The sequence below is a fragment of the Streptomyces sp. NPDC051987 genome, from assembly GCF_040680735.1.
GTDB lineage: Bacteria > Actinomycetota > Actinomycetes > Streptomycetales > Streptomycetaceae > Streptomyces.
Genome location: NZ_JBFAXI010000013.1, coordinates 99,032 through 124,037, shown reverse-complemented (window position 1 = coordinate 124,037; position 25,006 = coordinate 99,032). Strand labels below are relative to the sequence as shown.

Sequence of the window (25,006 nt, the reverse complement as noted above, 5' to 3'; positions counted from 1 at the left end):
TGGGCGATGTGCCGGGCCGCCACCTTGTCGCCCAGGTCGCGGATGGCCTGCGGCGGCGGGCCGATCCAGGTCAGGCCCGCGTCCAGGACCGCCTGCGCGAACTCCGCGTTCTCGGAGAGGAAGCCGTAGCCGGGGTGGACGGCGTCCGCGCCTGCTTCGCGGGCGGCGTTGAGGACCTTGGAGATGTCCAGGTAGCTGGTGGCCGGGGTGTCACCGCCCAGGGCGAACGCCTCATCCGCGGCGCGGACATGCAGAGCGTCCCGATCCGGGTCCGCGTAGACGGCCACGCTCGCGATCCCGGCGTCCCGGCAGGCCCGGGCCACGCGGACAGCGATTTCGCCACGGTTGGCGATGAGCACCTTGCGCACGATTGAGGCTCCCTCCTTGAAACAAGCCGAGTTTAGGGACTGCCGACACGGCACTTCGACCCGTCCCCAATGGTGACCTTGCCCACACGGAGCGTGATGCGAGGCTCACCCGACCCGCGAAATCCCTTGTCGCACCTCGGTACGCAGGACTCCTTCGGGAAACCCTAGCCCCGTCATGTGGTCAAGGTCTCTGTGAGAGCGTGCCGCGCCCCACTCCGTTTCTTTGTTGAGTCCCTACGAATGGCCCAACGTTTCTTTGCTGCCGACCGGACCCTTGTCCCCGGGTTTACCCGTTAGTAGCGTTCGCGATGCTGAATAAGACACTGCGGCCCGAAGGGCCACCTTGAGGGGTGGTGGTCGGGCGGCGGGTGGGCGAACTTCAAGTAACACCGGCTCGGCCGGGTCGGGGACGAAAGTGGGTGGGGCCGGTGGTGCGCAGACCGGTGGCGTGGATCCTGGCGGTCATACTCTTCGCCGAGGCGTTCGGCATCGCGGCGCTCAACTGGTTCATGGGAGTGGTCGTCGACCGCCAGGACATGTCCCTGGCCGGGCTCGACCCGGACAGGATGTCGGTGTCGGCGAAGGCCGGCGCCGTGGTCTTCGGCCTCTACTTCGCGCTGTGCGGCCTGGTGGCCCTGCTGGTCGCCGTGCGCAACCGGCCGCCCGCCGGCCTCGGCCGGGTGCTGCTGATCAGCGTCGCCGTCGTGCACGCCCTGCTGGGTGCCGTGTCGTGGGGGCTGATCGGGTGGCGGGCGTTCCTGTTCATGGTGGTCGTCCTCGCCCTCGTCGTGCTGCTGCTGATGACGTACGACCGGATGGAGGGCGCCGGTGGCGCCGGGGCGGAGGCCGACGGCGGGGACCAGGACGGTTCCGGCCCCGAGCACGCCCCGGAACCCGGACGGGAGCCGGAACCCGAGCCGGAGGCGAAGAGCGACACGCCGTCCGGAGGGACGTTCACTCCGCCGGCGCCCACAACTCCGTGATGCCGACGCCGAGCTCGGCCAGCAGCCGGCGGACCAGGGGCAGGCTGATGCCGATCACGTTGCCGTGGTCGCCGTCGATGCCCTCGATGAACGGCGCGCTGCGGCCGTCCAGGGTGAACGCTCCCGCCACGTAGAGGGGTTCGCCCGAGGCGACGTACGCGGCGATCTCCTGGTCGGTGGGCTCGCCGAACCGCACGACCGTGGACGCGGTCGCCGACACCCAGCGCTTGCTCGCCGTGTCCCAGACGCAGTGCCCGGTCTGCAGGGTCCCGGCCCGGCCGCGCATCGACTTCCAGCGGGCGGTGGCCTCCTCGGCGTCGGCCGGCTTGCCCAGGGCCTGGCCGTCGAGGTCCAGCACGGAGTCGCAGCCGATGACGAGAGCGCCCTGCACGTCGGGGCGGGCGGCGACGACGGACGCCTTCGCCTCCGCGAGGGCGAGAGCGAGGTCGGCCGGGGTGGGGGCGGTGACGGCGTCCTCGTCGACGCCGCTGACGATCACCTCGGGGGCCATACCCGCCTGGCGCAGGAGGTTCAGCCGGGCGGGGGACTGGGAGGCGAGGACGAGTCTGCGCATGGGGGCAGCGTATCGGTGGGGGCCGACAGGGGGCCGCTCACCTCACGCCGAGCACGATCATCAGGACGACCATCACCAGGGCCAGGAAGACGCCCAGCCGCCGGAGGGTGTTCTGCATGTCCTGCAGGTCCTTCGGCGGCTTGTCTTCGGGGTCCGACCAGAGCATGCCACCAGCGTGCGGCCTGGCCGGGGTGGGCGCCTGAGTAGGGGTACTCAAATCGGTGCCCGGGGTTCCTCTTGGGTGCGCGGTTCCTCGCGCCCCCAGGGCCGGACCGGCCCTGGGAGGAGGCTGGTTCAGGAGGGCCAGTAGGTGCGGGTCCATGCGGTCGGGCTCGGGTGGGGGACCCGGTGCCGGGCGATGCGGGCGGGGTCGGACCAGGCGCTCGTCGCCGGTGGGGCGCCGGGCTCGGTGGCCGCCAGGGCGGCCGCGCGGGCCCGGACGACCGCCAGGGCGGCGGCCAGCTCCTCCGGGGTCGGGTTGCCCCGGATGACCTTGATCGTCACAGCGGCTCCTTACAGCGGGATGTTGCCGTGCTTCTTCGGGGGCAGGGTCTCGCGCTTGGTGCGGAGCTGGCGCAGACCCCGTACGACGTGGCGGCGGGTGTCCGACGGCATGATCACGGCGTCGATGTAGCCGCGCTCGGCCGCCGTGTAGGGGTTGAGGAGGGTGTCCTCGTACTCCTGGATCAGCCGCGCCCGGGTGGCCTCGCCCTCTCCCGAGCCCTCGGCTTCGGCGATGGTGCGGCGGTGCAGGATGTTGACGGCGCCCTGGGCGCCCATGACGGCGATCTGGGCGGTCGGCCAGGCGAGGTTGAGGTCGGCGCCCAGGTGCTTGGAGCCCATGACGTCGTAGGCCCCGCCGAAGGCCTTGCGGGTGATGACGGTGATGAGCGGGACGGTGGCCTCGGCGTAGGCGTAGATCAGCTTGGCGCCGCGGCGGATGATGCCGTCGTGCTCCTGGCCGACGCCGGGCAGGAAGCCGGGGACGTCGACGAAGGTGATGACCGGGACGTTGAAGGCGTCGCAGGTCCGGACGAAGCGGGAGGCCTTCTCGCTCGCCTTGATGTCCAGGCAGCCGGCGAACTGCATGGGCTGGTTGGCGACGATGCCGACCGGGCGGCCCTCCACCCGGCCGAAGCCGGTGACGATGTTCGGCGCGAACAGGGCCTGCGTCTCGAAGAACTCGCCGTCGTCGAGGACGTGCTCGATCACCGTGTGGATGTCGTACGGCTGGTTCGCGCTGTCCGGGACCAGGGTGTCCAGCTCGCGGTCCTCGTCGGTGACCGTGAGGTCGGCCTCCTCGGCGAAGACCGGCGGCTCGGAGAGGTTGTTGGACGGCAGGTACGACAGCAGCTGCTTGATGTACTCGATGGCGTCCTTCTCGTCACCGGCCATGTGGTGGGCCACGCCGGAGACGGAGTTGTGGGTGCGGGCGCCGCCCAGCTCCTCGAAGCCGACGTCCTCGCCGGTGACCGTCTTGATGACGTCCGGTCCGGTGATGAACATGTGGGACGTCTGGTCGACCATGACCGTGAAGTCCGTGATCGCCGGGGAGTACACGGCGCCGCCCGCGCAGGGGCCGACGACGAGCGAGATCTGCGGGATCACGCCGGACGCGTGGGTGTTGCGGCGGAAGATCTCGCCGTACGCGCCGAGGGAGGCGACGCCCTCCTGGATCCTGGCGCCACCGGAGTCGTTGATGCCGATGACCGGGCAGCCGGTCTTCAGGGCGAAGTCCATGACCTTCACGATCTTCTGGCCGTAGACCTCGCCGAGTGCGCCGCCGAAGACGGTGAAGTCCTGGGAGAAGACGGCGACGGGACGGCCGTCGACCGTGCCGTACCCCGTGACGACGCCGTCCCCGTAGGGGCGGTTCTGCTCCAGGCCGAAGTTGGTGGAGCGGTGCCGGGCGAACTCGTCCAGCTCGATGAAGGAGCCCTCGTCCAGGAGCAGCTCGATCCGCTCACGAGCCGTCAGCTTGCCCTTGGCGTGCTGCTTCTCGACGGCGCGCTCCGAACCGGCGTGTGTCGCCTCGTGGACACGGCGCTGGAGATCCGCGAGCTTCCCCGCGGTCGTGTGAATGTCGATCTCTTCCGGCTCGGACATCGGGATGCGGCTCCCTGCCTGCTCAAAAGGGGGGACGGTTACTCATCCGTAGCGTAGTGGGGTGCCTACCAAACGGCAGTGCGGCGTACAACACACCTAGGGTGGCTTGCATGACGCCGCGAGACGCAGCAGATGCGAACAACAATCGTTGGTCCGACCTGGACCGTCCACCGCTGAACGGGGCGGGGTTGCGCAGGGCCCTGGTCCGGGACGGCGGCCAGGGGGGCCTGTACCGCGACATCGAGGTCGTGGGCCGCACCGGCTCGACCAATTCCGATCTCGTGGCGCGGGCCGCCGCGGGGGCCGCCGACGAGGGCGCGGTGCTGGTCGCCGAGGAGCAGACGGCGGGGCGGGGGCGGCTGGACCGGCAGTGGACGGCGCCGCCGCGCTCCGGTCTGTTCTTCTCGGTGCTGCTGAGGCCGGCCGAGGTGCCGGTGGCCCGCTGGGGGTGGCTGCCGCTGCTGACCGGTGTGGCGGTGGCGACGGGGCTGGCGCGGGCGGCGGGCGTCGACACGGCGCTGAAGTGGCCGAACGACCTCCTGGTGTCGGTGGGCGGCGAGGAGCGCAAGGCCGGGGGCATCCTCGCGGAGCGGGCCGGCGAGGACGCGGTGGTGGTCGGCGTCGGCATCAACGTCACGCTCCGCGCGGCGGAACTGCCGGTGCCGCAGGCCGGATCGCTGGCGCTGGCCGGGGCCGTCAGCACGGACCGGGAGACGCTGTTGCGGGCGGTCCTGCGGTCCCTGGAGGACTGGTACGGGCGCTGGCGCGCGGCGGGCGGCGATCCGGGCGAGAGCGGGCTGCAGGAGGCGTACGCGGCGGGGTGCGCGACGCTGGGGCGGTCGGTCCGGGCGGAGCTGCCGGGGGACCGGTCGCTGGAGGGGGAGGCGGTGGCCGTCGACGGCGACGGCAGACTGGTGATCGCCACGAAGGAGGGCGTGCGGGAGCCGGTGGGAGCGGGCGACGTGGTGCACCTGCGGCCTGCATGACAACTGCGGCGGGGGTGGGGACGCTCACCGGCGCCGGCAGGCTGCCAGTAGCTGACAAGCGTCCCGTAGGGGCGCGGGGAACCGCGCGGTCGGCCCCCACGCACCCGCACCCGGAAATCGACCCCTCACCACCCCTGTCCGGGCTTACCTCACGAAGTGAGCTACCGCACAGCTGTCGTAGAGTTGAGGCCGGTCGGTATGCGACCGCGGCAGATCGGAAGGGCAGCAGGCGTGACCGTCGACGACACGGGCTCCGGCGCGGGCGCGGACGCCGCCGACTCCGGCGAGGACCCCCTCGCGCTGCGCCTGGAAGGCCTGATCCTCGGGGCCGAGCGCCGCTACACCCCCTTCCAGGCGGCCCGCAGCGCCGGCGTCTCCATGGAGCTGGCGTCGCGGTTCTGGCGCGCCATGGGCTTCGCCGACATCGGGCAGGCCAAGGCCCTGACCGAGGCCGACGTGCTGGCCCTGCGGCGGCTCGCCGGCCTCGTCGAGGCGGGGCTGCTGAGCGAGGCCATGGCCGTACAGGTGGCCCGCTCGACGGGGCAGACCACCGCCCGTCTGGCCGAGTGGCAGATGGATTCCTTCCTGGAGGGCCTGACCGAGCCGCCCGAGCCCGGTATGACCCGGACCGAGGTCACGTATCCGATCGTCGAACTGCTCCTGCCCGAGCTGGAGGAGTTCCTCGTCTACGTCTGGCGCCGCCAGCTCGCCGCCTCGGCGGGCCGGGTCGTGCAGGCCACCGACGACGAGGAGATGGTCGACCGCCGGCTCGCCGTCGGCTTCGCCGACCTCGTGGGGTTCACCCGGCTGACCCGGCGCATGGAGGAGGAGGAGCTCGGCGAGCTGGTCGAGGCCTTCGAGACCACCGCCGCCGACCTGGTGGCGGCCCGCGGCGGCCGGCTCATCAAGACCCTCGGCGACGAGGTCCTGTACGCCGCCGACGACGCCGGTGTCGCCGCCGACATCGCGCTGCGCCTGGTCGAGACCATGGCCCACGACGAGACGATGCCGGAGCTGCGCGTCGGCATGGCCTTCGGCACGGTCACCACCCGGATGGGCGATGTCTTCGGTACGACCGTGAACCTCGCCTCCCGGCTCACCTCGATAGCCCCGCGCGACGCCGTGCTGGTCGACAGCGCGTTCGCGGAGGAGCTGATCCGGGTGGGCGAGGCACCGGCCTCGGAGGCGGCCGCGGCGGAGGAGGCGGCGACCGCCGAGAAGGAGGGCGAGGAGCCCCCGACGTACCGCTTCGCGCTCCAGCCGATGTGGCAGCGCCCGGTGCGCGGCCTGGGGGTCGTGGAGCCCTGGCTGCTCACCCGGCGGGAGGCGCCGCCCGCCGCCCTGTGAGGACGGCCGGGTATCCGGCGTCAGCCACCGGACGTCCCCGACGCGTCGACGCACAGGCCGATGACCGGGACGCAGAGGACGGGCCGGGCCGAGCCGGAGGGCCGCGGCGCGCGGGTGGCCGCGGGCGCGTTGTGGGGCGGTGCCGCGGTCGGCCGTGAAGTGGCCGCGGGGGACGGGGTGTCGGGGGACTCGGGGATCGTGGTCGGGCCCGGGGCGGCCGGTGCGGCGACCGGGCTCGGGGGTGTGCTCCGCAGGGGTACGACGGTGGAGGCCGCCGTCGGCGCCGTGCCCACCCCGTCCGTCACCGAGGTCGGCGAGTAGTCCGGCCAGGGGACGGCGGTGGCGGTCGCCGTGGCGATGGCTGTGGCGAGCGTGGCGGCGGCGGGGGCCGACTGCTCCGTCCCGGTGCCCGGATCCAGCCGTGGTTCCGCCTCGGCGGCACCGGGGGTGCCGGTGCCCGGATCGACCGTCATCCGGACGAGGCTCAGCGCCCCGGCGGCGAGCGCCATACCGCCCGCCACGAGCAGCACCCTGCGGGGACGTGGGCGGCGGTGCCGGCCGCGGTGGTGGCGCCCGCGGGGCTGCGGGGCGGTGCGGCGCTCCCCCGATGCTGCAGTGAGCGTCGCCGGAGCCGGTGCCGGTTCCTGTGCGGTGCGCTTCGCCGGTGCCGGTGCGGTGTGCTTCGCCGGTGCGGTGTGCGCGGCCTCTGCTGACGTGGTGTGCTTCGCCGGTGCCGCTGCGGTGTGCGCTGCCGGTGTCGGCGTGGTGTGCTTCGCCGGTGGCGGCGTGGTGTTCGTGGCCGACGTCGGCTCCGCGGCCGTGCGGTCGGTGTGTCGCGTCGGCTGCGTCGGTCTCTCGCTCATCACGATCCCTCCCCGATGCGCCATGGCGAGCGCACGTTATGCGCTCCCCTGGGCGGTGCGGCGGGAGTTGGGCGGGATGTCACTCGAACGGGTTGCCGGGCTTGGCTGCGGGAACCGGGTGACCGCCCTTTCCCGTTCGCGCCCCGGCTGCGATGATCGAGGCCAGGATGTTAACCCGCGTTAACCGGAGGGTGTGTCGTGAGCGAGGAGCGGTTCGGGGAGTTCGTGCTGGTACGACGGCACGGCCAGGTCGCGGAACTGGTGCTGGACCGGCCCAAGGCCATGAACGCCGTGTCGGCGGAGATGGCCCGGTCGATCGTGGCCGCGTGCGCCGCGCTGGGCGCCGACCGGGAAGCCCGGGTGGTCGTGCTGACCTCCTCGCACGAGCGGGCCTTCTGTGTCGGCGCCGATCTCAAGGAGCGCAACTCCATGACCGACGCGGAGCTGCTGCGGTCGCGGCCGCTGTCGCGGGGGGCCTACACGGGCGTGCTGGAGCTGCCGATGCCGACGATCGCCGCCGTGCACGGCTACGCGCTCGGCGGGGGCTTCGAACTGGCCCTGTCCTGTGACGTGATCGTGGCCGACGACACGGCCGTGGTGGGTCTGCCGGAGGTGTCGGTGGGCGTGATTCCCGGCGGCGGCGGCACGCAGCTGCTGCCGCGCCGGGTGGGGGCGGCCCGCGCGGCCGAGCTGATCTTCTCGGCGCGCCGGGTGGCGGCGCCGGAGGCGCGTGAGCTGGGCCTGGTCGACGAGTTGGTGGAGGCGGGGCGGGACCGGGAGGCGGCGCTGGAGCTGGCGGCGCGGATGGCGGCGAACTCTCCGGTGGGGCTGCGGGCGGCGAAGCGGGCGCTGCGGCTCGGGCACGGGCTGGATCTGAGGGCGGGGCTGGAGATCGAGGACGCGGCCTGGCGGGCGGTGGCGTTCTCGGGCGACCGGGCGGAAGGAGTGGCGGCGTTCAACGAGAAGCGCCCGCCGGAGTGGCCGGGGGAGTGAGGCGACGCCGGGGGTGGGGCCGCCCTGGGGGGCACCTCGCAGGCCCTTGAGGCACTGGGGGAGGCACTGCTGCCCGCAGCCGAGTAGCTGACCAGCGCCCCGTAGGGGCGCGGGGAACTGCGCGGCCGGCCCCACCGGCCCGCAGCGCGCGACGATCCGCCAACCGGCAACACCTGTTCGCCCCACCCAATGTCCCGAATAAGCTAAATCATCCCTAACCTGGAGTAATGGGTGAGGACAACCGGCTCGCCGCCGTCGTGGCGTTGGCGCAGGGCATGGCTGCGGCTCACACCCCGCGTGAGTGCTGGCACGCCGCCGCGGCCGGTGCCTGCCGTGCGCTGGACGGCAGCTTCGCCGCGCTCTCCGTCTGGGAGCGCGAGCTCGGCCGGCTCCGGGTCCTCGTGAACGTCGGCGAGCGTGCCCCGGACGAGGAGGAGTTCCCGGAGGCCGAGGCCTACCCGGTGCACCAGTTCCCGGAGATCACCGAGTTCCTGCACGAACGCTGGGCGGGCGGCGGCGGCCCCAACGCCTGGGTCGAGACGGCCGAGGGTCCCGCCACCGGCCGCCCCGGCTACTCCCACCAGCGCGTCGCCGCGCTCCGTCGCCGCGGCCGCGGCTGCTGCCTGGTCGCCCCGATCGTGCTGCACGGCAGGGCCTGGGGCGAGCTGTACGTGGCCCGCGCCGCCCGCGCCCCCCTCTTCGGCCGCGCCGACGCCGACTTCGCCACCGTCCTCGCCTCCGTCGTCGCCGCCGGGATCGCGCAGACCGAGCGGCTGGAGGAGGCGCGCCGGCTCGCCTACACCGATGCGCTGACCGGGCTCGCCAATCGCCGGGCCGTCGACGTGCGTCTCGACGAGGCGATCGAGCGGCACCGCGCGGACGGGTCGGTGGTCAGCCTCGTCGTCTGCGACCTCAACGGACTGAAGAAGGTCAACGACACCCTCGGGCACGCGGTCGGCGACCGCCTCCTCGAACGGTTCGGGTCGGTGCTGTCGCTGTGCGGGGCGATGCTCCCGGGCGCGCTGGCCGCGCGGCTCGGCGGGGACGAGTTCTGCCTGTTGGCGCTCGGGCCGCCGGCCGACGACGTGGTCAAGGCGGCCGACGAACTCTGCCGCCGGGCAGGGGAGTTGGAGCTGGGGGAGGGGGTGGCGTGCGGGATCGCCTCGACCGCCGACCCGATCGGGCCGGTGCGTTCGGGGCGCCGGCTGTTCCGGCTCGCCGACGCGGCCCAGTACCGCGCGAAGGCGTTGCGCGCGCGGCGGCCGGTGGTGGCCGGGCGGGAGGGGCCGGACGATCCCGTCGTACGGCTGGCCGACGCGCCGCCGCCGGAGCGGGCCGAGCGGCGCAGCTTCCGCGGGCGCCGGGGACTGTGACGTAGAAGTAAGGGGCACCCCCGTACTCCAGTAGTGACAGCGGCCGCATTCAGTGCTTACGATCCTGAATATGGATATGCACACTGTGGTGGTGGGGACGTCCGGTGTCACCGCGTCCGACGTTCTCGCCGTGGCGCGCGGCGGCGCCCGGATCGAGCTGTCCGCGGAGGCGGTCGCGGCGCTCGCGGCGGCCCGGGAGATCGTGGACGCGCTGGCGGCCAAGCCGGAGCCGGTCTACGGCGTCAGCACCGGCTTCGGCGCCCTGGCGACCCGGCACATCAGCCCGGAACTGCGGGCCCAGCTGCAGCGCAACATCGTCCGTTCGCACGCGGCCGGGATGGGGCCGCGGGTGGAGCGCGAGGTCGTACGGGCCCTGATGTTCCTGCGGCTGAAGACCGTCTGCTCCGGACACACCGGTGTGCGTCCCGAGGTCGCCCAGACCATGGCCGACGTGCTGAACGCCGGCATCACCCCGGTCGTGCACGAGTACGGCTCCCTCGGCTGCTCCGGCGACCTGGCCCCGCTGTCCCACTGCGCCCTCACGCTGATGGGCGAGGGGGAGGCCGAGGGCCCCGACGGGGTCGTGCGGCCCGCGGGCGAGCTGCTCGCCGAGCACGGGATCGCCCCCGTCGAACTGCGCGAGAAGGAGGGGCTCGCGCTCCTCAACGGCACCGACGGCATGCTCGGCATGCTGATCATGGCCCTCGCCGACCTGGACATGCTCTACAAGTCGGCCGACGTCACGGCCGCGTTGAGCCTTGAGGCGCTGCTCGGCACGGACAAGGTGCTCGCGCCGGAGCTGCACGCCATCCGGCCGCATCCGGGGCAGGGCGACAGTGCCGCCAACATGCTCGCCGTGCTCCAGGGCTCCCAGCTGACGGGGCACCACCAGGACGACGCGCCGCGCGTCCAGGACGCGTACTCGGTGCGGTGTGCTCCGCAGGTCGCCGGAGCCGGTCGGGACACGCTCGCGCACGCGCGGCTGGTGGCCGAGCGGGAGTTGGCGTCGGCCGTCGACAACCCGGTGGTGCTGCCCGACGGGCGGGTCGAGTCCAACGGCAACTTCCATGGCGCGCCGGTCGCTTACGTCCTCGACTTCCTCGCCATCGCGGTGGCCGACCTCGGATCCATCGCCGAGCGGCGGACGGACCGGCTGCTGGACAAGAACCGCAGCCATGGGCTGCCGCCGTTCCTGGCCGACGACGCGGGCGTCGACTCGGGGCTGATGATCGCGCAGTACACGCAGGCGGCGCTGGTCAGTGAGCTGAAGCGGCTTGCCGTTCCGGCGTCGGCCGACTCGATCCCGTCGTCGGCGATGCAGGAGGACCACGTGTCGATGGGGTGGTCGGCCGCGCGCAAGCTGCGGACGGCCGTGGGGAATCTGGCACGGGTCATCGCCGTCGAGCTGTACGCGGCGACGCGGGCGATCGAGCTGCGGGAGGGACTGGCGCCGGCGCCGGCGTCCCGGGCCGTGATCGACGCGGTGCGCTCCGCGGGAGTGCGGGGGGCGGGACCCGACCGGTACCTGGCTCCCGACCTGGCCGCGGCGGAGGAGTTCGTGCGGGGCGGGGGAGTCGTGGCGGCGGCGGAAAAGGTGACGGGGGCGCTGCGCTAGCCAGGCCGACAGGGGTGCGGTGGTCGCTCGGCTGCGGGTGCGTGGGGCGCTGGTCGCGTACGCGCGGCGGAAGCCGCACATCGGCACAGCCCCGCGCCCCTCAGGTTTCTCCTCGGGGCCCTTGTTGCCCGGTGGCGGTCGGCTAGAACTCCAGGCGTTCCCGGCGGACCGAGTAGGTCACGAAGCCTGCGCCGACTGCGAGGAAGAGGGTGCCGGTCACGACGTAGGGCGTGGTGTCGGGGCTGCCGGTGTCGGCGAGGCGGGTGGCGTCGCCGGTCGCCTGCGAGGTGGCCTCGGACAGCGCTCTGGCCTGCTGGGTGACCTGGTCCGCCGTGCTCGTCGCACTCTCTGACGTGCTGGTTCTCGCCGGGGCGTCCTGGGACGCGTTGGCGGACGGGACGAACCACAGCGCGCACAGGAGCGTTCCTGCGGCGGTTGCGGTCAGCAACGGGCGGCGAGCGGATGACACGGAATATCGATCCCCTTGTGACGCTGGCGAATTGGCCGTGTGGGCCGATGTTAGTGAAAATCGCGGGTCACGGGAAAGTCACGGGAGGATTCGGCCGTACGCTCCCGCCATGAGCACTCCAGAGACATCACGTTTTGTACGGCTTCGCGTGGAGCTGGTCCTTGAGGTGGAGGACGGCGACGAGGTCACCAAGGCCGCGCTGCGGCGGATCGCCGGCGATCCCGACCTGCCCGACGAGGAGCGGACGCAGGCCGAGGCCGCTGTGACGGAAGACACCGCCGAGGCGCTCGCCTACCTCGTCGACCCGTTCGACCTGGTCAGCGAGGTGCCGGGGGTCGAGCTGCAGCAGGCCTCCTGGTCCAGCGAGCGCATTTCCTACGATCCGGATTCGCCGGAGTGGGATCTCGACGAGGATGATGACGAGGGCGACGACGAGGAAGACGGCATCGGCTGAGCGATCCGGGGAACCGGTGACCCCGGGCGGCAACCGCCGTCCGGGGTCTCGTCGTCTCAGAGGGTGCGCGGACCGGTCCCTCCCGCACCGGCCGCCCTTGCGGACGTGGTGTGCCCCACAGATCCCAAGAATGTGGAACGGGACGACGCGGTCGCGGCGTTGAGGATTTTCAACGGGGACTCTCGTGTGTTCGCGGACTCGGCAACGATGGAGAAGCGTGTGATGACGGACAGTAAGCGGCGCAAGGGCCTGATGGCCGCGTCCGCACTGCTCGGCGGTGTACTGGTGCTCACGGCCTGTTCCGGCGGCGACGACAAGGCCACCGGCGGGGATGCGAGTTCGCAGTCCCAGGCGGACGCGGCGGCGGCCAAGAAGTCGTCCCAGGCCGACATCGCGATCACGCCCAAGGACGGCTCGGACAACGCGTCCATCAACAACTCCGCCGCCGTCACCGTCAGCAAGGGCACCCTCACCGGCGTCACGATGACCACCGCCGACGGCACGGCGGTCGCCGGCACCCTGTCCGCCGACAAGACCAGCTGGAAGCCCAACACCCAGCTGGAGCGGTCCACCACCTACAAGGTCGCCGCCGAGGCCAAGGACTCCGCCGGCCTGGTGGCGCACGAGAACGCCACCTTCACCACGGTCTCCCCGGCCAACAGCTTCATAGGCACCTTCACCCCGGAGGACGGCTCGACCGTCGGCGTCGGCATGCCGGTGTCGATCAACTTCGACAAGCAGATCACCAACAAGGCCGCCGTCCAGAAGGGCATCACGGTCAGCTCCAGCAGCGGCCAGGAGGTCGCCTGCCACTGGTTCTCCACCCAGCGGATGGACTGCCGTCCCGAGACCTACTGGAAGGAGAACTCCACCGTCACGCTGAAGCTCGCGCTCGACGGTGTCGAGGGCGCCTCCGGTGTCTACGGCGTCCAGCAGAAGACGGTCACCTTCCACATCGGCCGCAACCAGATCTCCTACGTCGACGCCAAGACCAAGGAGATGAAGGTCACCGAGGACGGCAAGACCATCAAGACCATCCCGATCTCGGCCGGCTCGCCGGAGCACACGACGTACGAGGGCATCATGGTGATGTCCGAGAAGTACAAGCAGACGCGCATGAACGGCACGACCGTCGGCTTCACCGACAACGACGGCAAGGCCGAGTACGACATCAAGGACGTGCCGCACGCCATCCGCCTCACCAACTCCGGCACCTTCCTGCACGGCAACTACTGGGGCGCCAAGTCCATCTTCGGCTCGGTGAACACCAGCCACGGCTGCGTGGGCCTGTCCGACACCAAGGGCGCCAACGACACCACCACGCCCGCGTACTGGATGTACACGCACTCGATCATCGGTGACGTCGTGGTCGTCTCCCGCACCGGTGACAAGACCGTGGCCCCCGACAACGGCCTCAACGGCTGGAACATGAGCTGGGCCGACTGGAAGGCCGGTTCGGCCGTCTGAGCCGGAAGCACCTCGCGGGAAGCGGGAAGGCGGCCGTCCCCTCGGGGGCGGCCGCCTTCGGCGTTCGCGGGTGCTACTCCGCCGGTGCGTCGAACCAGCCGCGGCGCTGGGCCTCGGCGCCGGCGGCGAAGCGGGTCTCGGCGGCGAGTTCCTCCATGAACTCGCTGATCCGGCGGCGCACCGTGCGCGGGGTCAGCCCGAGGCGACGGGCGATCGCCTCGTCCTTGAGCCCCTGCCGCATCAGCGCCGCGATCTCGTGGCGCTGGCCCTCCCGGTCCCCTTGGCCGGAGGAGCCGGAGAGCGTCAGCGGCCGCGCCTCGCGCCACAGCAGCTCGAAGTAGTGGCGCAGCGCGTCCACGGCGACCGGCGAGGTCAGGTGCAGGGCCGCGCTGGAGCCGGTCGGGGTGAGCGCCAGCAGGGCCTGGGCGCCGTCGGTGACCTTCAGTTTCATCTGCAGCCGCGGCAGCAGCCGTATCTCCTCGCCGGCCGCGGCGCAGCGCTCGATGATCCGTGCGCCCACCGGATCGCTCAGGAAGGCCGCCTCGTAGATGCTGCGGTGCCGTACGCCCCGGGCGATCGAGGCGGCCGTCGGCGGCTGCGCGGAACCCTCCGACAGGGGCAGGTCGTAGCGGAACGTCTCCAATGTCAGGTGCTCCGTCGTGGCCGCCGTGCCGATGGTGTTGGACAGGGCCGCGATGTCGTCGGAGTCGGTGAGCACCCGGGCGAGCCGGTGCGAGGTGGCCTCCTGGGCCTGCCTGTCGGCGAGCCGGCGGATGTGCGCGGCCTCGCGCTGGGAGCGGGCGACGAGGTCGTACTGGGCGTTGAGCTCGTGCTGTTTGTGGGCCAACGCGGCCTCCAGCGCCGGTACCGGGGCCGCCGCCGCGAGGACCGGCGGGTCGTGCGGCAGGACGTGCGCGAGGCCCAGGTCCAGCAGGCGTACGGCGCTCCCCGGGTCGCCGAGCCGCCGGTCCGCGTCGGCCAATGGAAGCGGACCGTCCGTTTCGGCCAGGATCCGGTAGCTGGCGGCGATGCCCGGACCGGTGAGCGCGGTCAGGGTGCTCACGGTCTGGTCGAGGAGCTCCGAGGCCGCGGTGGAGAGACCGACGGATCTGTCAATGAGCCGTGCGTCTCCGGGTGGCCTGCTGTCCACAATCTTCCTCCCCGTTTGCTTCATTGAATTCTGTACATCCGGGAAGGGTCCGTACGGACCACCCGAATCTGCCGGATGGTAGTGCGAGTTGTCTGACGGGAGATTTCCTCGCAGGTCAGCAAGGGGTCGCCAGAGGAGCGGAGATCGTCCGCCGCGACCGGAACCCCGGCGTCCGGACGGGGGCGGAGCGGCCGGGCGGGGGCCGTCGGCCGGGAGGTTGGCCGCCACTGTCCACATGGCCACAAGTTCCCCTGGCCCCCGACGGCGGGCGCGCTGTGAACTCACCACTGCGCAGAAGTACGTGTGAATACACGACGGGGGATGTCCGACCATGTACAGCAGCAGCACGATCGTGGCCGAAACTGCGCCGAAGGCGGTGCCGCTTTGGTCAGACACCGATCTCGGGTGTCTTCGGTACTGCCCGCCCATGTGACGTCTTCTCACCTGAGGCCTCGTTCCTCGCGCATGTGAACTCCCCGCGTATGTGAACCGCCGCGCCTCCCTCCGCACCGGTGACCGATGACCTGCCGTCAGGCGGCCGGCCGTCCGGGCGAGGGCCAACCGGCCGTGGACCGCCGTCGTTCCCGGCTGCCTCAGCGCCCGTCCTTCCCCATGTGGACGCCAACGGAGACACCGACCATGACCAGCACCACATCGCTTCGCCCTGTCCGCACGGCGGACGAAGAGCTCTGGCCGGCCTTGCGCAAGGCCGGTTCCGCGGGGATCTCACCCGCGGGCGCGCAGGGCCTCCAGGCCCTCCTCGACCGGCCCCGGGAGGCGGTCGTCGCCGTCGACTTCGACGGCACCCTCGCCCCGATCGTCACCGACCCCGCCACCGCCCGCCCGCTGCCGCAGGCCCTCGCGGCGCTGACCGGCCTCGCCCGGCAGGGGACGCGGGTGGTGATCGCCACCGGCCGTCCGGCCGGGTACGTGGTGGCCGCGGCCGCCCTGCGCACCGGCACCGGCGCACCCCGGATCACCGTGCTCGGCCACTACGGCCTGCAGCGCTGGGACTCGGCGACGGGCCGGCTGCACACCCCCGCACCGCACCCGGCGATCGACCGGCTGCGCCGACGGCTGCGCCCACTGCTGGCCCGGCACGGCACCGGAGCCCGTGTCGAGGACAAGGCGCACAGCATCTGCGTGCACACCCGCGGCTGTCCGGACCCCGGCGCCACCCTGCGGCTCCTGGAACCGCCGGTGCGGGCGCTGGCCGACGACCTCGGACTGCGAGTGGAGGCGGGGCGTCTGGTCCTGGAGGTAAGGCCGCACGGCGTCGACAAGGCGACAGCCCTGGCCGGGTTCCTCGCCGAACGGCCCGCGCACGCCGTGCTGTACGCCGGTGACGACCTCGCCGACCTCCCCGTGCTCCGGCTGCTGACCCGGCGCCGCGCCCAGGGCCTGCCCTGCGTCACCGTCTACAGCGCGCCCACCGGTCCCGACGAGGCCGTCCGGGAGCTGCGGGACCACTGCGACCTGCGGGTGCCCGGTCCCGCCGGGGTGGCCGCGCTGCTCGCCGCCCTCGGCCGGGGACTCGTGGACCGCCGGCCATGACGACGTCCCCACCCCCCACCGGGCCGGAGCCGTTACCGTCCCCGGCAGAGAGCGTGCCGGTCGCCGCGCTGGCGCCGGCCGACTCGCCCCGGGCCGAGGACGTGGACCTGGCCTACGCCAGATCCCTCATGGAGATCGGCGACCTCCCCCCGATCCTGGTGAACCGGCGCACGCTGCGGGTCGTCGACGGCATGCACCGGCTCACCGCGGCGATGCTGGCCGGGCGCCCCGAGATCCAGGTGCGGTTCTTCGACGGCGACGAACGGGAGGCGTTCGTGGCCTCCGTCCGGGCCAACCTGCACCACGGGCGGCGGCTCAGCCAGCAGGAGCGTTCGGCGGCCGCCTGCCGCATCCTGGCCGCCTACCCCGAGTGGTCGAACCGGGCGATCGCCCAGGCGACCGGGTTGTCCACCAAGACCGTCGCGACGCTGCGGAGGCGTTCATCCGGGGACGGACCCCAGTTGAACACCCGGGTGGGACGGGACGGCCGGGCCCGCCCGGTGGATCCCTCCGCCGGCCGGGAACGCGCGGCCGCGTACCTGCGCGGGCATCCGGACGCCTCGCTGCGCCGGATCGCCGCCGCGGCCGGTGTCTCGGTGGGGACCGCCCGGGACGTGCGGGCGCGCATGGAGCGGGGCGAGGACCCGGTCCAGGCCCGGCGGACCGCCGCGTCCGCGGCACCGGCGCCGCTGGCCGCGGTCGGGCCCGCCGACGCCCCGGCCCGCCCGGCGCGGCGCCGCGTCCTGGCCAAGGACCCCCTCGCCACCCTCGCCCGTGACCCCTCGATCCGCTTCTCCGACCACGGACGGCACCTGCTGCGGATGCTCGACAACCGGGCGCTGCTCGGCGCCGAGGGCGCCCTGCTGGCCGACGCCGTGCCCGGCCACTGCCGAGCCGCACTGATCGCCGCCGTCCACCAGCACATCGACCTCTGGCTGGCCTTCGCCGGCCTCCTCGACCAGACCGGCTGACCTCCGCTCACCCGCCCAGGGGCGGCCCGCGCACCCACGCGCGAGCCGCCCCTCTTCGTCCACCGGGGCACGACGGCGCACGCCTCCTTGGCGTCCGTAGATGTGCCTCCCCGGGGCTGGGCGATGCGCGTCCCCCACACACCACATGCCCGCCGCGAGCCGCCGCGGGCGGGTTGAGCCGCGATCTGTGCCGCCGTTGTGCGTTGCCCGCGCGCCGGGGGTCCGGTGCGGGCCGCCGCGGGCGGGTTGGGCTGCGGGCGGGTTGAGCCGCGTGCCGTGCGGCCGTTGTGCGTTGCCCGCGCGCCGGGGTCCGACGCGGGCCGTCGCGGGCTGGTTGAGCCGCGGGCTGTGCCGTTGCCTTGGGGTGCGCCGCCGTTGTGTGTCGTCGGCTTGCCCGGCGTTCGGTGCGGGCCGTCGCGGGCGGGTCGGGCCGCGGGCTGTACCGGTGTCGTGCGGCGTGCCGGCGTCGCGGGGCGCGCGGTCGTCGCGTGGGCGTCTGCGTGGGCGGCGTCTGGTTTTGTCGGGCCGCTTGTTTTGCCGTGTCTTGCCCCGTCCTTGCCGTCTTGCCGTGCCGGTCTTTGCCGGGTGCGGAACAGGGCCTGAGCAGGGGTCCTGTCGCGGGTTCGTACCGTTCGGTTTCCCGTATTGCACACGTGTTCGCCCTGCCTACGCTCCCAGCGACTTGAAGGAGGTGGGTATGGACCACAACCACGACGGCGGAGAGTCCTTCGCCCTGCTCGACGGGAAACCCGTGTCGGCGCAGACGGCCGACTGGCTCGGCCGGGTCGACGCGATCGCGCCCGTCATCGAGAAGTGGCGCGAGGAGGGCGAGCGGCAGCGGTACTCGCCGCTCCCGGTGTTCGAGGCGCTGCGGGACGCCGGCTTCCCCCGGATGCTGGTCTCCCGTGAGCTGGGCGGCGCGCAGCTGCCGCTGGAGACCGGGTCGCAGGCGCTGCAGGCGCTGGCCCGGATCGACCCGGCGATCGGCTGGCAGATGGGGGTGCAGGCGGCCATCGGACGGCTCTCGGACTACCTGCCGGAGCCGCAGGCCCGGGAACTCTTCCTGGACCAGGACGCGTTGGTGGTCGGCTCGGTCAACCCGACCGGCACGGCCGAGGCCGTCGACGGCGGCTACCGGCTCTCCGGCCGCTGGGGCTTCGCCAGCGGCTCCGCGCACGCCGCCTGGCTGGTGTGCGCGGCCCGTGTCACCGCCGGCGGCGCACCCCGCACGACGGCTGAGGGCGGCCCGGAGACCCGGATGCTGTTCGTGCCGAAGTCCGCCGTACGGATGCTGGACAACTGGCACACCCTCGGCCTGCGCGGCACCGGCAGCGAGGACTACGAGGTCGACGACGTGTTCGTCGCCGAGCAGTACACCGTGGACCAGCGGGACATGTTCAGCGCGCCGCCCGCCCGCCCCTCCCGCGGCTATGGCATCAGCTACTACGACTTCGGCCTGTTCGGCTCCTCGTCGACCGTGCTCGGCGCGGCCCGCGGCGCGCTGCGCGAGTTCCAGCGGCTCGCCCTGACCAAGCGGCCGGCCGCCGGCACGAGCACCCTCGCCGCGAGCCACACCGTCCAGGACCGCTACGCCCGCGCCGAGGCGAGGGTACGCGCCGCCCGGCTGCTGCTCGCGGACGCCGGCTGGCACGCCGAGCGGTACGGCGAGACCGGCGGCGACGCGCTGAGCGCCACGGTCCGGCTGACCGCGGCGACCGTGGCCGAGCTGAGCTGCGCGGCGATCACCTCGCTGTTCACCGTGGCGGGCACCTCCTCGCTGTACGCGAGCAGCCTGCTCGAACGCTACTTCCGCGACGCGCACTCGGCCGCGAAGCACATCACCCTCTCGCCCACCAACGTCGAGATGGCGGGCCAGTACCTGCTGGGCGGCGGCCTCGCCATGCGCCGCTGACCCCCGTGACACCGGCCCCGACGCCTGCCCCGACTCCGCAACCGCGACCTGCCCCGGAAGGACAACCATGCAGACCATGAAGGCCTTTCAGCTCCTCGCCCCGCGCCAGACCGTGCTCGCCGACGTGCCGCGTCCGGCGGCGCCCGCCGACGGCCTGTTGCTGCGCACCCGCTGCGTGTCGATCTGCTCGACCGACATCTCCTTCTTCGAAGGGCACCTGTTCCCCTCCGAGTACCCGGTGATCCTCGGCCACGAATACCTCGGCGAAGTCGTCGAGAAGGGACCGGAGTTCACCCGCGCCGACATCGAGATCGGCGACCGGATCGTCTACTGGGGGCAGACCGACTTCGGCGGCTTCGCCGAGTACCGGACGCTGCGGCCGGTCTTCTCCGGCGAGGTCAAGGAGGACGTCTTCTGGGCCGACCGCAACTTCAACGACGACCTGCGGGCCGCCGCCGTGAAGATCCCCGACGCCCTCGACGACCTCCAGGCGTCCTTCATCGAGCCGACCACCGGCGCGCTCCGCTCCCTCCTCGGCAACCCGCCGAAGATCGGCGACAAGGTCCTCATCATGGGCACCGGCCCGATCGGCATCATCGCCGGCAGCGTCATCCGGCGCCTGTTCGCCCCGAACCAGGTGGTCTCCGTCGACGCCAACCCGATGCGCAACCAGCACGCCACGGAACACTTCTCCGAGCGCGCCTACCTGCCCGAGGAGCTCATCGCGGAGGTCGCCGAGAACACCTTCGACTACGTCTTCGACGCGCTGCCCACGGTGCGCGTCGACGACGAGGAGAAGGACCCCCGCCGGGTGGCGATGCGCCGGCTGAAGCCCAAGGGCCGGTACGTGCTGTACGGGGCGTCCCAGGAGATGCAGAAGTTCGACACCTGGCTGATGCTCGCGAAGGGCATCAACATCAGCGCCTCGCCCTTCGACGTGACCGCGTTCCCGATGCACCACTCCGCGAACGTGATCCAGACGGCCATGCAGATGCTGCTGTCCGGCATCGTCGACGGCCGGCGCCTGCTCTCCACCGTGCACAGCTTCCGGGACTACGACGGCCTCGTCGAGATCTTCAAGAACTACCGGAGCACCACCGACCTCAAGACGATCGTCGACTTCCGAGCAGACGCCCCGCTCCAGGGCCGTTAGCCGTCCGCGAGTCCGTTGTGGCTGGTCGCGCCCACGCGGCGGAGCCGCAGGTGGACACAGCCCCGCGCCCCTGACGGGGCGCGGCTCCACCGCGCCGGGAACCGCACCGTCACCTTGGACAGAAGGGAAAACAGGACGTGGACACGCCCAGGACCAGCCAGTCCCTCGCAACCGTCGCCTCCGACGCGGACTTCGTCGTCGTGGCCAACCGTCTTCCGGTCCATCTCGACACCCAGGGCCCGGACGGGCCGCGCTGGCGGCGCAGTCCGGGCGGACTGGTCAGTGCCCTGGAGCCCATCCTGCGCGCCCGCCGGGGCGCCTGGGCGGGCTGGGCCGGAACCACCGCCGGCGACGCCCCCGCGGACCTGCCCGACAGGGACGTCCGGCTGCACGCGGTGCCGCTGGACGAGGCCGAGTACCGGGAGTACTACGAGGGCTTCTCGAACACCACGTTGTGGCCGCTCTTCCACGACGTGGTGGTGCCGCCCGACTTCGACCGCGGCTGGTGGCAGAGCTACCAGCGGGTCAACCAGCGGTTCGCCCGGCACGCGGCGGCCCTCGCCGCCCCCGGCGCGACCGTCTGGGTCCAGGACTACCAGCTGATGCTCGTCCCCGGACTGCTGCGCGCCCTGCGGCCGGACGTACGGATCGGGTTCTTCCTGCACATCCCCTTCCCGCCCCCGGAACTCTTCCTCCAACTGCCCTGGCGCAGCCAGATCGTCGACGGCCTGCTCGGCGCCGACCTGATCGGGTTCCAACTCCCCGGCGGCGCACAGAACTTCCTGCACCTGGTGCGCCGGTTGCGGCGGGCGGAGAGCGTCGGACACGCACCCCGCTCCGCCGTCCTCGGCACCGTCCTCGTGGGCGAACGCGAGGTCCGTGTCGGCGCCTTCCCGATCTCGGTCGACGCGGCCGGCCTGGAGGAGCTGGCCGCCGGCGAGACCGTGCGGGAGCGGGCCCGGCAGATCCGCCGGCAGCTGGGCGAGCACCGCAGGATCATGCTGGGCGTCGACCGCCTCGACTACACCAAGGGCATCGACCAGCGACTGCGCGCCTTCGAGGGTCTCCTCGCCGACGGCCGGGCCACCGCGCGGGACACCGTCCTCGTCCAGATCGCCACCCCCAGCCGGGAACGCGTCGAGCACTACCGGCGCCAGCGCGCCCGCATCGAGGCCCGGGTCGGGCACATCAACGGCACCTTCGGGCAGGTCGGCCAGGTCCCGGTGCACTATCTGCACACCACCGTCGACCGTACCGAACTGGCCGCGCTCTACCGGGCCGCCGACGTCATGCTGGTGACACCGCTGCGCGACGGCATGAACCTGGTCGCCAAGGAGTTCGTGGCCGCCCGCCCCGACCTGGGCGGCGCGCTGGTGCTCAGCGAGTTCGCGGGTGCCGCGCAGGAGCTCACCCGGGCCCTGATGGTCAACCCGCACCACCTGCACGAACTCCAGGACGTCATGGCCACCGCCCTGACCCTGGACCCGGCGGACGGTCGGCGCCGTATGCGGGAGCTGCGCCGGCACCTGCGCGAGCGGGACGTCCACCACTGGGCCCGCTCCTTCCTCACCGCCCTGGGCGGGGCCGGCCACGGCTCGTTCCTCCCGGACACCGGCGCCCAGGCTCCCCGCGCGAGCGTCGCCTGACCCCGGCGGAGCGCCCCGGGCACCGGTGCCCACCGGCACCCTTCGCCTCTCCTCACCTCCCTCGGCCTCCTCTGCCCCCTTTGCCGCTCTGTGACCTCTGTGACCTCTGTGACGAAGAGGACGTGTCCACCATGACCCGACCGACCCCACGTGTCCGCAAGGCCGTCGTCCCGGCGGCCGGACTCGGCACCCGCTTCCTGCCCGCGACCAAGGCCACCCCGAAGGAGATGCTGCCCCTCGTCGACAAACCCGCCATCCAGTACGTCGTGGAGGAGGCCGTCGCCGCCGGTCTCGACGACGTCCTCATGGTCACCGGACGCGGCAAGCGGGCCCTGGAGGACCACTTCGACCGCAACGCCGAGCTCGAGGCCGTGCTGTCCGGCAAGGGCGACACGGCCCGCCTCGACCTGGTGCGCGCCGCGACCGACCTCGCCACCGTGCACTACGTGCGCCAGGGCGACCCCAGGGGCCTCGGGCACGCGGTGCTCTGCGCGGCCCCGCACGTCGGCGACGAGCCCTTCGCGGTGCTTCTCGGCGACGACCTGATCGACCCCGCCGACCCCCTCCTGCCGTTCATGACCGGGCTGCGCGAGGAGCTGGGCGGCAGCGTCATCGCCCTGCTGGACGTCGGCCCCGAGCACATCCACCGCTACGGCTGCGCCGCCGTCGAGCCCGGCGGCCGGGACGGCGTCGTCCGGGTGACCGACCTGGTGGAGAAGCCCGAGCCGGGCCGGGCGCCCAGCTCCCTCGCCGTCATCGGCCGCTACGTCCTCGACCCGGCCGTCTTCGAGGTGCTGGCCAAGACCGGACCCGGGCGCGGCGGCGAGATCCAGCTCACCGACGCCCTGCGCACCATGGCCCGCGATCCGCGGATCGGCGGCCCGGTGCACGCGGTGGTCTTCACCGGCCGCCGCTACGACACCGGCGACCGCGGCGAGTACCTGCGCGCCACCGTCCGGCTGGCCTGCCGCCGCGAGGACATCGGCCCGGAGTTCCGCGCCTGGCTGCGGCACTTCGCGGCGGCGGAACTCGCCGGCTGACCGACCGCACCCCCGTCATCGCACGTCATCGCACGTCATGGCACGTCATCCGCACGTCATCGCACCGTTCGTGACCACGCCCGAGGAGGCGCCGTATCCCATGTCCGTCGCTGCTGAAGAAGCGCCCGAGAACGCCGCCGGAGAGGCCGCCGAAAGCGCCGTCGCAGACCTCGACTTCACTCGCGCCATGGCCCGGGTCCCCGGCCCGGTGGTCGTCACCACCACGGTCGACGACAGCGGACGCCGCTGGGGGTTCACCGCGAGCTCCTTCGTCTCCCTCTCGCTCGACCCGCCCCTGGTGACGGTGAGCCTGGACAAGAAGGCCAGTACGCACTCCGCGTTCGCCGTCGCCGGGCACTTCATGGTCAACGTCCTGGCGCACGACCAGTCGGAGATCGCCCGGCGGTTCGCGACCTCGGGCGTCGACCGGTTCGCCGCGGGGGACACCGAACCCCTGGAACGCGGACTGCCCGGCATCCCCCGGGCGGTGGTCCGGCTGGCCTGCCGGATGCACGAGGTGGTGGACGGCGGCGACCACAGCATGCTGGTCGGCCGGGTCCTGGACTGCGTCACCTCCCACGAGCGGGAGGCGCTGGTCTACGTCGACCGGGGCTTCGTGCGCCCCGCCGCACCGGACGCCGCCGGTGCCCGCTGACCCCGCACCCGAGCCGGGGCCGCCCCGCCCGCGGCTTGCCGTCCTGGGCACCGCCCACCCGCACCTGGACGACCACCTCCGCGCACTCGCCGGACGCGCGGAGGTGGTCGCCGTGCACGAAGGACGCCTGCCGTGGGGCGGGTCCGGCCCGCACCCAGGGCTGCGCGGGGTGCCCGTCGTACCCGATGCCGCGACCGCGCTCGCCGGCGCGCAGCTCGCCCTGGTCTGCGCCACCACCGCCGAGCACCCCGAACTGCTCACGGCCGTGGCCCGGTCCGGCGTGCCGGCCCTGGTGGAGAAGCCCCTCGCCGCCGGCCTCGCCGAGACGCGGGAGCTGGCGGCGCGGCTCACCGCGGCCGGTGCGGTGGTGACGACGGCGATGTTCCTGCGCCACGCCCCCGTGCTGCGCCGGGCCCGGTCGCTGCTGGCGGACGGGCGGCTCGGGCGGCTGGTGGCGTGCGACGCGTGGTTCACCCATCCCGGCCTGCCGGACGGGTGGTTCACCGGTACCGGTGCGGCCTGGATGCGGGAGCCGCGGTGGGGCGCCCGGGGCGCCTTCGCGGACCTGGGGGTGCATCTGGTGGACCTGCTGCGCTGGCTGCGGCCCGAGGCCGGCCTCCGGGTCCGCGGCGCCCTCCTGCACCCGCCGCCGGACGGCCTGCCGGACGACGCCGGTGGCACGGCCCTGCTGGAGTGGGGCGCGGTGCCGGCCGCCCTGCACGCGGGCTGGATGTCGCGCCCCGGCGGCGTCCGGCTGCGCCTGGAGGGAACGCTGGGCACGCTCCAGGTGGCCGGCGGTGAGCTGACCCTGGCGACGGCGGGCGGCACGCTGACGGAGACGCACCGGCCACCGGCGGCCGGCGACGCGATGACCGCGTTCCTGACCGGCGCCGGGGAGCCGGCCGGCCCGGCGGACGCCGTGACCTGCGCCCACGTCCTGGCGGAGGCCGCCGAGGCCGCCGCACGGGCCGGCGGCTGACCGCTCCACCGTGAAGCCCCACACCCTGCCGCCGCCCGCACCCGACCGCCCCCGCACCCGACCGCCCCCGCGACCGACCGCGCTCCACGCCCCTCACCCACGACCCTGCGGGGCGCTGCCGAACCGCGGCGGACCGCGCCGGGCGCCGTCGTGACCGGTTGTACCCGCGCGGCACAGCCGCGTACCGCTACGGGCCAGCGGCTGTGCGGGGCGCTGCCGGACCGCGGCGGACCGCGCCGGGCGCCGTCGTGACCGGTCCTGCCCGCGCGGCACAGCCGCGTACGGCTACGTCCCGCGCCCTTCGCGCACCGCTGCCGACCCCGGCCCCCGGGGCGCCGCAGCCCCCGG

At 73.1% G+C, this 25,006-nt stretch carries 24 protein-coding genes; 16 read left to right on the top strand and 8 right to left on the bottom strand.

The genetic code is table 11. The features are described from left to right. The coding region (locus tag AB0M11_RS10565) for a biotin carboxylase N-terminal domain-containing protein (RefSeq protein ID WP_365703556.1) at positions 1-368 on the bottom strand (368 nt) is incomplete at its 3' end. A 428-nt stretch (positions 369-796) separates the two neighbouring features. Between AB0M11_RS10565 and AB0M11_RS10560 the strand changes: the two genes are divergently transcribed. Then, positions 797-1,351 carry a hypothetical protein gene (locus AB0M11_RS10560; protein WP_365703554.1) on the top strand — a complete coding sequence of 185 codons (555 nt, stop codon included), beginning with the start codon at positions 797-799 and terminating at the stop codon, positions 1,349-1,351. On the opposite strand, the gene AB0M11_RS10555 is transcribed toward AB0M11_RS10560, so the two are convergent. From AB0M11_RS10555 to AB0M11_RS10540, 4 genes are all read right to left on the bottom strand, one after another. After that, positions 1,323-1,925: a nucleoside triphosphate pyrophosphatase gene (locus AB0M11_RS10555; RefSeq protein WP_365703552.1), complete on the bottom strand. Its 603-nt coding sequence runs from the start codon at positions 1,923-1,925 to the stop codon at positions 1,323-1,325. The genes AB0M11_RS10560 and AB0M11_RS10555 overlap by 29 nt on opposite strands. 37 nt (positions 1,926-1,962) lie before the next feature. Further along, positions 1,963-2,091, bottom strand: coding sequence for a hypothetical protein (locus AB0M11_RS10550; protein ID WP_365703550.1), 129 nt, complete (start codon positions 2,089-2,091; stop codon positions 1,963-1,965). 128 nt (positions 2,092-2,219) lie between these two features. Further along, entirely contained in the window at positions 2,220-2,429 is a 210-nt protein-coding gene (locus AB0M11_RS10545; protein ID WP_365703548.1) for an acyl-CoA carboxylase epsilon subunit, read from the bottom strand. A 9-nt stretch (positions 2,430-2,438) separates the two neighbouring features. Beyond that, positions 2,439-4,031 (bottom strand): acyl-CoA carboxylase subunit beta, encoded by a 1,593-nt coding sequence (locus tag AB0M11_RS10540; RefSeq protein WP_365703546.1) that lies wholly within the window; start codon positions 4,029-4,031, stop codon positions 2,439-2,441. A 110-nt stretch (positions 4,032-4,141) separates the two neighbouring features. Here AB0M11_RS10540 and AB0M11_RS10535 point away from each other — a divergent pair, with 110 nt between their 5' ends. Both AB0M11_RS10535 and AB0M11_RS10530 read left to right on the top strand, forming a co-directional pair. Continuing rightward, positions 4,142-5,017, top strand: a complete 876-nt coding sequence (locus tag AB0M11_RS10535; protein ID WP_365703544.1) for a biotin--[acetyl-CoA-carboxylase] ligase — start codon at positions 4,142-4,144, stop codon at positions 5,015-5,017. A gap of 231 nt (positions 5,018-5,248) precedes the next feature. Next, on the top strand, positions 5,249-6,364 hold the full coding sequence (locus tag AB0M11_RS10530; protein WP_365703542.1) for an adenylate/guanylate cyclase domain-containing protein: 1,116 nt from the start codon (positions 5,249-5,251) through the stop codon (positions 6,362-6,364). A gap of 20 nt (positions 6,365-6,384) precedes the next feature. Here the strand turns inward: AB0M11_RS10530 and AB0M11_RS10525 are convergent, their stop codons facing one another. Then, positions 6,385-7,227 (bottom strand): hypothetical protein, encoded by an 843-nt coding sequence (locus tag AB0M11_RS10525; protein WP_365703540.1) that lies wholly within the window; start codon positions 7,225-7,227, stop codon positions 6,385-6,387. A 198-nt stretch (positions 7,228-7,425) separates the two neighbouring features. Between AB0M11_RS10525 and AB0M11_RS10520 the strand changes: the two genes are divergently transcribed. From AB0M11_RS10520 to hutH, 3 genes are all read left to right on the top strand, one after another. After that, on the top strand, positions 7,426-8,220 hold the full coding sequence (locus tag AB0M11_RS10520; protein ID WP_365703538.1) for an enoyl-CoA hydratase-related protein: 795 nt from the start codon (positions 7,426-7,428) through the stop codon (positions 8,218-8,220). Between the two features lie 227 nt (positions 8,221-8,447). Continuing rightward, a complete protein-coding gene (locus AB0M11_RS10515; RefSeq protein ID WP_365703536.1) occupies positions 8,448-9,593 on the top strand; it encodes a sensor domain-containing diguanylate cyclase in 1,146 nt (381 codons plus the stop codon). Between the two features lie 76 nt (positions 9,594-9,669). Continuing rightward, entirely contained in the window at positions 9,670-11,208 is a 1,539-nt protein-coding gene (hutH, locus tag AB0M11_RS10510; protein ID WP_365703563.1) for a histidine ammonia-lyase, read from the top strand. A 142-nt stretch (positions 11,209-11,350) separates the two neighbouring features. On the opposite strand, the gene AB0M11_RS10505 is transcribed toward hutH, so the two are convergent. Continuing rightward, complete coding sequence (locus tag AB0M11_RS10505; RefSeq protein WP_365703534.1) at positions 11,351-11,677, bottom strand: hypothetical protein; 327 nt, start codon at positions 11,675-11,677, stop codon at positions 11,351-11,353. Between the two features lie 109 nt (positions 11,678-11,786). Here AB0M11_RS10505 and AB0M11_RS10500 point away from each other — a divergent pair, with 109 nt between their 5' ends. Both AB0M11_RS10500 and AB0M11_RS10495 read left to right on the top strand, forming a co-directional pair. Beyond that, positions 11,787-12,131: a hypothetical protein gene (locus AB0M11_RS10500; RefSeq protein ID WP_365703532.1), complete on the top strand. Its 345-nt coding sequence runs from the start codon at positions 11,787-11,789 to the stop codon at positions 12,129-12,131. A gap of 222 nt (positions 12,132-12,353) precedes the next feature. Next, positions 12,354-13,598: an Ig-like domain-containing protein gene (locus AB0M11_RS10495; protein ID WP_365703530.1), complete on the top strand. Its 1,245-nt coding sequence runs from the start codon at positions 12,354-12,356 to the stop codon at positions 13,596-13,598. Positions 13,599-13,671: 73 nt separating this feature from the next. On the opposite strand, the gene AB0M11_RS10490 is transcribed toward AB0M11_RS10495, so the two are convergent. Beyond that, positions 13,672-14,661 (bottom strand): helix-turn-helix domain-containing protein, encoded by a 990-nt coding sequence (locus tag AB0M11_RS10490; RefSeq protein ID WP_365703528.1) that lies wholly within the window; start codon positions 14,659-14,661, stop codon positions 13,672-13,674. Between the two features lie 726 nt (positions 14,662-15,387). Between AB0M11_RS10490 and otsB the strand changes: the two genes are divergently transcribed. From otsB to AB0M11_RS10450, 8 genes are all read left to right on the top strand, one after another. Continuing rightward, entirely contained in the window at positions 15,388-16,302 is a 915-nt protein-coding gene (gene otsB, locus AB0M11_RS10485) for a trehalose-phosphatase (RefSeq protein WP_365703526.1), read from the top strand. A 53-nt stretch (positions 16,303-16,355) separates the two neighbouring features. Next, the gene (locus tag AB0M11_RS10480) at positions 16,356-17,273 is read left to right on the top strand and encodes a ParB N-terminal domain-containing protein (RefSeq protein ID WP_365703524.1); all 918 of its coding nucleotides are present in this window, start codon (positions 16,356-16,358) and stop codon (positions 17,271-17,273) included. Between the two features lie 697 nt (positions 17,274-17,970). Beyond that, positions 17,971-19,185, top strand: coding sequence for an acyl-CoA dehydrogenase family protein (locus AB0M11_RS10475; protein WP_365703523.1), 1,215 nt, complete (start codon positions 17,971-17,973; stop codon positions 19,183-19,185). Positions 19,186-19,252: 67 nt separating this feature from the next. Further along, positions 19,253-20,338 carry an alcohol dehydrogenase catalytic domain-containing protein gene (locus AB0M11_RS10470; protein ID WP_365703521.1) on the top strand — a complete coding sequence of 362 codons (1,086 nt, stop codon included), beginning with the start codon at positions 19,253-19,255 and terminating at the stop codon, positions 20,336-20,338. A 137-nt stretch (positions 20,339-20,475) separates the two neighbouring features. Then, entirely contained in the window at positions 20,476-21,984 is a 1,509-nt protein-coding gene (locus AB0M11_RS10465; protein WP_365703519.1) for a trehalose-6-phosphate synthase, read from the top strand. A 131-nt stretch (positions 21,985-22,115) separates the two neighbouring features. Next, on the top strand, positions 22,116-23,024 hold the full coding sequence (locus AB0M11_RS10460) for a UTP--glucose-1-phosphate uridylyltransferase (RefSeq protein ID WP_365703517.1): 909 nt from the start codon (positions 22,116-22,118) through the stop codon (positions 23,022-23,024). Between the two features lie 37 nt (positions 23,025-23,061). Then, positions 23,062-23,679, top strand: coding sequence for a flavin reductase family protein (locus tag AB0M11_RS10455; RefSeq protein WP_365703515.1), 618 nt, complete (start codon positions 23,062-23,064; stop codon positions 23,677-23,679). Then, the gene (locus tag AB0M11_RS10450) at positions 23,669-24,658 is read left to right on the top strand and encodes a Gfo/Idh/MocA family oxidoreductase (RefSeq protein WP_365703513.1); all 990 of its coding nucleotides are present in this window, start codon (positions 23,669-23,671) and stop codon (positions 24,656-24,658) included. The genes AB0M11_RS10455 and AB0M11_RS10450 overlap by 11 nt, the downstream gene beginning before the upstream one ends. Positions 24,659-25,006 lie beyond the last annotated feature (348 nt).

What these genes read in the sequence shown, in the direction of transcription:
- AB0M11_RS10555 (WP_365703552.1), bottom strand. Translation starts at nt 1,925, where the DNA reads ATGCGCAGACTCGTCCTCGCCTCCCAGTCCCCCGCCCGGCTGAACCTC.
- AB0M11_RS10550 (WP_365703550.1), bottom strand. Translation starts at nt 2,091, where the DNA reads ATGCTCTGGTCGGACCCCGAAGACAAGCCGCCGAAGGACCTGCAGGAC.
- AB0M11_RS10540 (WP_365703546.1), bottom strand. Translation starts at nt 4,031, where the DNA reads ATGTCCGAGCCGGAAGAGATCGACATTCACACGACCGCGGGGAAGCTC.
- AB0M11_RS10535 (WP_365703544.1), top strand. Translation starts at nt 4,142, where the DNA reads ATGACGCCGCGAGACGCAGCAGATGCGAACAACAATCGTTGGTCCGAC.
- AB0M11_RS10525 (WP_365703540.1), bottom strand. Translation starts at nt 7,227, where the DNA reads ATGAGCGAGAGACCGACGCAGCCGACGCGACACACCGACCGCACGGCC.
- AB0M11_RS10515 (WP_365703536.1), top strand. Translation starts at nt 8,448, where the DNA reads ATGGGTGAGGACAACCGGCTCGCCGCCGTCGTGGCGTTGGCGCAGGGC.
- hutH (WP_365703563.1), top strand. Translation starts at nt 9,670, where the DNA reads ATGCACACTGTGGTGGTGGGGACGTCCGGTGTCACCGCGTCCGACGTT.
- AB0M11_RS10500 (WP_365703532.1), top strand. Translation starts at nt 11,787, where the DNA reads ATGAGCACTCCAGAGACATCACGTTTTGTACGGCTTCGCGTGGAGCTG.
- AB0M11_RS10495 (WP_365703530.1), top strand. Translation starts at nt 12,354, where the DNA reads ATGACGGACAGTAAGCGGCGCAAGGGCCTGATGGCCGCGTCCGCACTG.
- otsB (WP_365703526.1), top strand. Translation starts at nt 15,388, where the DNA reads ATGACCAGCACCACATCGCTTCGCCCTGTCCGCACGGCGGACGAAGAG.
- AB0M11_RS10475 (WP_365703523.1), top strand. Translation starts at nt 17,971, where the DNA reads ATGGACCACAACCACGACGGCGGAGAGTCCTTCGCCCTGCTCGACGGG.
- AB0M11_RS10470 (WP_365703521.1), top strand. Translation starts at nt 19,253, where the DNA reads ATGCAGACCATGAAGGCCTTTCAGCTCCTCGCCCCGCGCCAGACCGTG.
- AB0M11_RS10460 (WP_365703517.1), top strand. Translation starts at nt 22,116, where the DNA reads ATGACCCGACCGACCCCACGTGTCCGCAAGGCCGTCGTCCCGGCGGCC.
- AB0M11_RS10455 (WP_365703515.1), top strand. Translation starts at nt 23,062, where the DNA reads ATGGCACGTCATCCGCACGTCATCGCACCGTTCGTGACCACGCCCGAG.